The sequence below is a fragment of the Escherichia sp. 94.0001 genome, from assembly GCF_013369155.2.
Lineage (GTDB): Bacteria > Pseudomonadota > Gammaproteobacteria > Enterobacterales > Enterobacteriaceae > Escherichia > Escherichia coli_F.
The window spans coordinates 1-3,326 of the sequence record NZ_JABWMS020000130.1; the positions used below are offsets into that span (position 1 = coordinate 1).

Genomic DNA, 3,326 nt, shown 5'->3' on the forward strand with positions numbered 1-3,326 from the left:
CGCTCCGGATGAATATGATGATCTCATATCAGGAACTTGTTCGCACCTTCCCTAGCCGATATCATTAGATTGGCTGATTCTGTTGAAAATCAATTGAATGGAGGCAATTCATTTCTTGATGTATTCAGTACATATATGGGGCAGGTTATTTCTGAATTTATGCATAGTAATGATAACAGAATTGAATTGTTACAGCGGCGATTACATTCATGTTCATTTTTAGTTAATATTGAAGAAATGTCTTACATAGATGAAGCATTACAGTGCCCGATTACGCTGGCAATTCCTCAACGAGGTGTTTTTTTAAGAAATGCTGAAGGTTCCAGAGTATGTAGTTTATATGATGAAATGGCTCTTTCTCGTATAATTAATGATGGGATGCATCACCCACTAAGCAGAGAGCCAATAACATTATCAATGCTTGTGGCCAGAGAGCAGTGTGAGTTTGATTGCAGTATCGGTCACTTTACGGTGAGGAGTGATTGTTATTCAGTGTAGACTCGGTACACGATTTTGTGTGAAGAGACTCTTATTAAAAGTTAGCATCAAAGCGGTCATCAAACTTGATAATAAAGTGACTCATTGCTATTCGCTGGTCCTTAAGGGATATTGCCCATTTTGTATCGTGAACTGAATAGCAAGTAGCCACCGTCCTGATTTCAACGCATTATCAGGCGCTTCTGAAGCGGCATACCTGCATGACAGGATGAGTGCAAAGGGGCGCTGTTACGATAATGCTAGGGCGGAAAGTTTCTTCCACTCACTAAAAGTCGAATGCATTTACGGCTAATATTTTATGAGTCGGGAAATAATGCAGACGGCTGTGTTTAATTAGATCTAGTGTGATTACAATCGGTGGTGCCGACACAGTACTTGTGGCTGTCTCAGCACGGAACTGTTTTGAAAAACAGAACCTTGATTAGGGCTGTGTCCACATTACGTAGGTAGGATCACCCCACAGGCACCACATGTCATGCATGGATTAGGATTGAATGATAAATCGTAAAGAAAACTGCAACACCTCGCGTGTAGCACCTGGTTAGCGAACTTTCGAAAGTACGAGTATTGTATGATTTCCAGCAGTTATCAATTTTACGTATTAATCAGTGAATCAACAACTCGTCAGCAGACTCTCTTTGCTGTTGAATTTTTTGGAACGTGTATAGGGCAGAAATTTTTGTTTTGGGACATGGTTGGGACGCCGTAGTACATACGAACTCTGCCGAATAACGTATGATATTATTTTTTAATCTCTTGGAATACATTATAGAAACAGAATGCTCTTGGGCGATTTTTAGTGATTGTTTAAATAGCCCTGTCATGCAGTTAAAGTGGCGGGCATCCTCTTCAAGGATGGTGATCCTCAACCGCACCCATTTAGGATGCGACTATTGTGGTAGAACAATGTAAACCATAAGTAATCTGCGTGCGGATACATGCTTCATAGATAGGATATTCTGGTTTGGGTTGTGAATGTGTTGGTCATCGAGTGGACAATAAGGTAAGAGGAGTAACTCCTGCAAAACAAAAAAAGAGTTCAACAAAATCAATCAGTTAAAAACACGAGAGATCTGTATAAAAAAGCATCGTAAATTCTGTATTTTTCCTTTAAATATAATATGTTATTGAGTTTTGTAAAATCTACCAGTGTGGTACATGGATATCGATACCACGGCTAAGTACAAATCTGGTGTTACTACCGTAAAAGACTCGGTACGACTGGATCCGTGGGTGTTTATGTTCTCCGCAGGATATCGTTTTTAATTTTCTCTGCAAAACCTCTGCAAAACCCCTCTGCAAAACTGGTCATCAAATGACCAGTTTTTTCCATTCCTTACCGCGTGCGTCGTTGTAAATATCGGTCATTTTTTGATTCGAATGGCCTAGCAAAATTTTGGTATCAACCCCCTGCTCTCTGAACAATCGCTCTGATAAAGATCTCTGCTCATGGAAAGAGGGAGGGGTGCCATTAGCACGCCAGTTGTAATCCACAGAATCCCGGGCTTTTTTAAATGCAACGGTTAATGTTGCTGGCTTAACCATCCCGCCGCGCTTAGCTGTCCCTTTCGCGTGATGGTGGTGCAATAGCCACGGACTAAGAACGCAATCGCGGCAGGATGACACCACATCATCCAGGGTGAGATTTAATTTATCGCAACGCAGAGCCAGAGGGATGGCAATCCGGGTTCCTGTTTTTTGCTGTTCGACATGAAGATAACCATCCCGGATATCCGAAAATTGCATTTTGCAAATATCTGAAAGGCGCTGGCCTGTCATCAGTGCCAGCAGCATACCGCGCTGTAAAAAGTAACCATCCTTTTCCGCTGCGTTATAAATCATCATCCACTCATCAAAAGTCAGTCGCTGTCTTGATATCCGCACCTGCGGTTTTTTTGCCGATTCTGCAGGGTTAAAGCCTGGCGGGACATCGCCCGTTTGCTGAGCTTCCCGGAAAACATCGATCAGTACTTTCCTGAAAATTTGTCCCATTCTGTTATGTCCTCTGGCCTTGTACTCTTCCAGTACTGATACCACATCTTTTACGGTTATGGCATCTAACGGTCTGGTGCCAAAACGTTCATCAAATACCCTGAGAGGGGCCGCTTTCTGTTTCAGCGTGTTGAGTTTGATCTCGCCGTTTTCATATCTTTCCTGTTGAATTTTTCTGTAATTATTCAGAAAAATGGTAACGGTTGATGAACCGCCGGTATCACTAATAATTTTCTCCTGCAGACTGAGCATTTGTTCCATTTGCTGCCGGGCAAGACGGCTGTTCGCTTCTGCTGCAATAGTTTCTGCCAGTTTCTGGTCAATACTGCCGAGACCGTGATTTTTGCCTGTTATGGGATGCCTGTAACGCCAGTAAACTTTGTTATTTCTTTTGTCAAAATACGGAGATAATCCCGGAACATCGGTTTTATATTTTCGCGGGCGCGCCATCTTCCAGTATCCTCTTCAAAGCAGGGTGATCTGTGGCGATCACCTCCGGCTTGTTTACCATTCCGACAAAGCGAGCTTGCGGATCCACTCGCCAGCGTCTTCCAACTTTTTTGGGGAGAGGAAATATCATTCCGGCTTTAGCGTATTTACTTAACGTACTCGGAGTTGGGACCGGTTCACTGAATTCCTCTTTTGCCCACTCAGTGAGCAGAATAAGTCTTGCCATGAGCGTCGTTCGCTAATCATGGTCGCCGCCACTATAGCTGGTGGGCAACGACCGGGGTTGAACATTAAAAATCAGCCTGATTCGGGATCAGTTTTTGCCAGATAACTGAAACGTATTTTGCCTGGTAACGGGCGTCATCAAGTGCATTATGGCGCTCACC

General features: G+C 43.2%; 3 protein-coding genes and 3 pseudogenes. 3 read left to right on the top strand and 3 right to left on the bottom strand.

Annotation, left to right across the window (positions count from 1 at the left end; all coding sequences use genetic code 11):
- Positions 1 to 69: 69 nt before the first annotated feature.
- From HEN33_RS24390 to HEN33_RS24400, 3 genes and pseudogenes are all read left to right on the top strand, one after another.
- Positions 70 to 498, top strand: coding sequence for a DUF1076 domain-containing protein (locus HEN33_RS24390; protein ID WP_001302903.1), 429 nt, complete (start codon positions 70 to 72; stop codon positions 496 to 498).
- A 161-nt stretch (positions 499 to 659) separates the two neighbouring features.
- Positions 660 to 904 (top strand): annotated as a pseudogene (locus tag HEN33_RS24395) (IS3 family transposase); the annotation flags it as partial.
- Between the two features lie 734 nt (positions 905 to 1,638).
- A pseudogene (locus HEN33_RS24400) lies at positions 1,639 to 1,764 on the top strand (OmpW family outer membrane protein); the annotation flags it as partial.
- A gap of 45 nt (positions 1,765 to 1,809) precedes the next feature.
- On the opposite strand, the gene HEN33_RS24405 reads toward HEN33_RS24400, so the two are convergent.
- The 3 genes and pseudogenes from HEN33_RS24405 to HEN33_RS26585 all read right to left on the bottom strand — a co-directional run.
- A complete protein-coding gene (locus HEN33_RS24405; protein ID WP_000113674.1) occupies positions 1,810 to 2,940 on the bottom strand; it encodes a phage integrase Arm DNA-binding domain-containing protein in 1,131 nt (376 codons plus the stop codon).
- Positions 2,918 to 3,166, bottom strand: coding sequence for an excisionase (locus HEN33_RS24410; RefSeq protein ID WP_000113189.1), 249 nt, complete (start codon positions 3,164 to 3,166; stop codon positions 2,918 to 2,920). The genes HEN33_RS24405 and HEN33_RS24410 overlap by 23 nt, the downstream gene beginning before the upstream one ends.
- 64 nt (positions 3,167 to 3,230) lie before the next feature.
- Positions 3,231 to 3,326 (bottom strand): annotated as a pseudogene (locus tag HEN33_RS26585) (3'-5' exonuclease); the annotation flags it as partial.

What these genes read in the sequence shown, in the direction of transcription:
- HEN33_RS24410 (WP_000113189.1), bottom strand. Translation starts at nt 3,166, where the DNA reads ATGGCAAGACTTATTCTGCTCACTGAGTGGGCAAAAGAGGAATTCAGT.
- HEN33_RS24405 (WP_000113674.1), bottom strand. Translation starts at nt 2,940, where the DNA reads ATGGCGCGCCCGCGAAAATATAAAACCGATGTTCCGGGATTATCTCCG.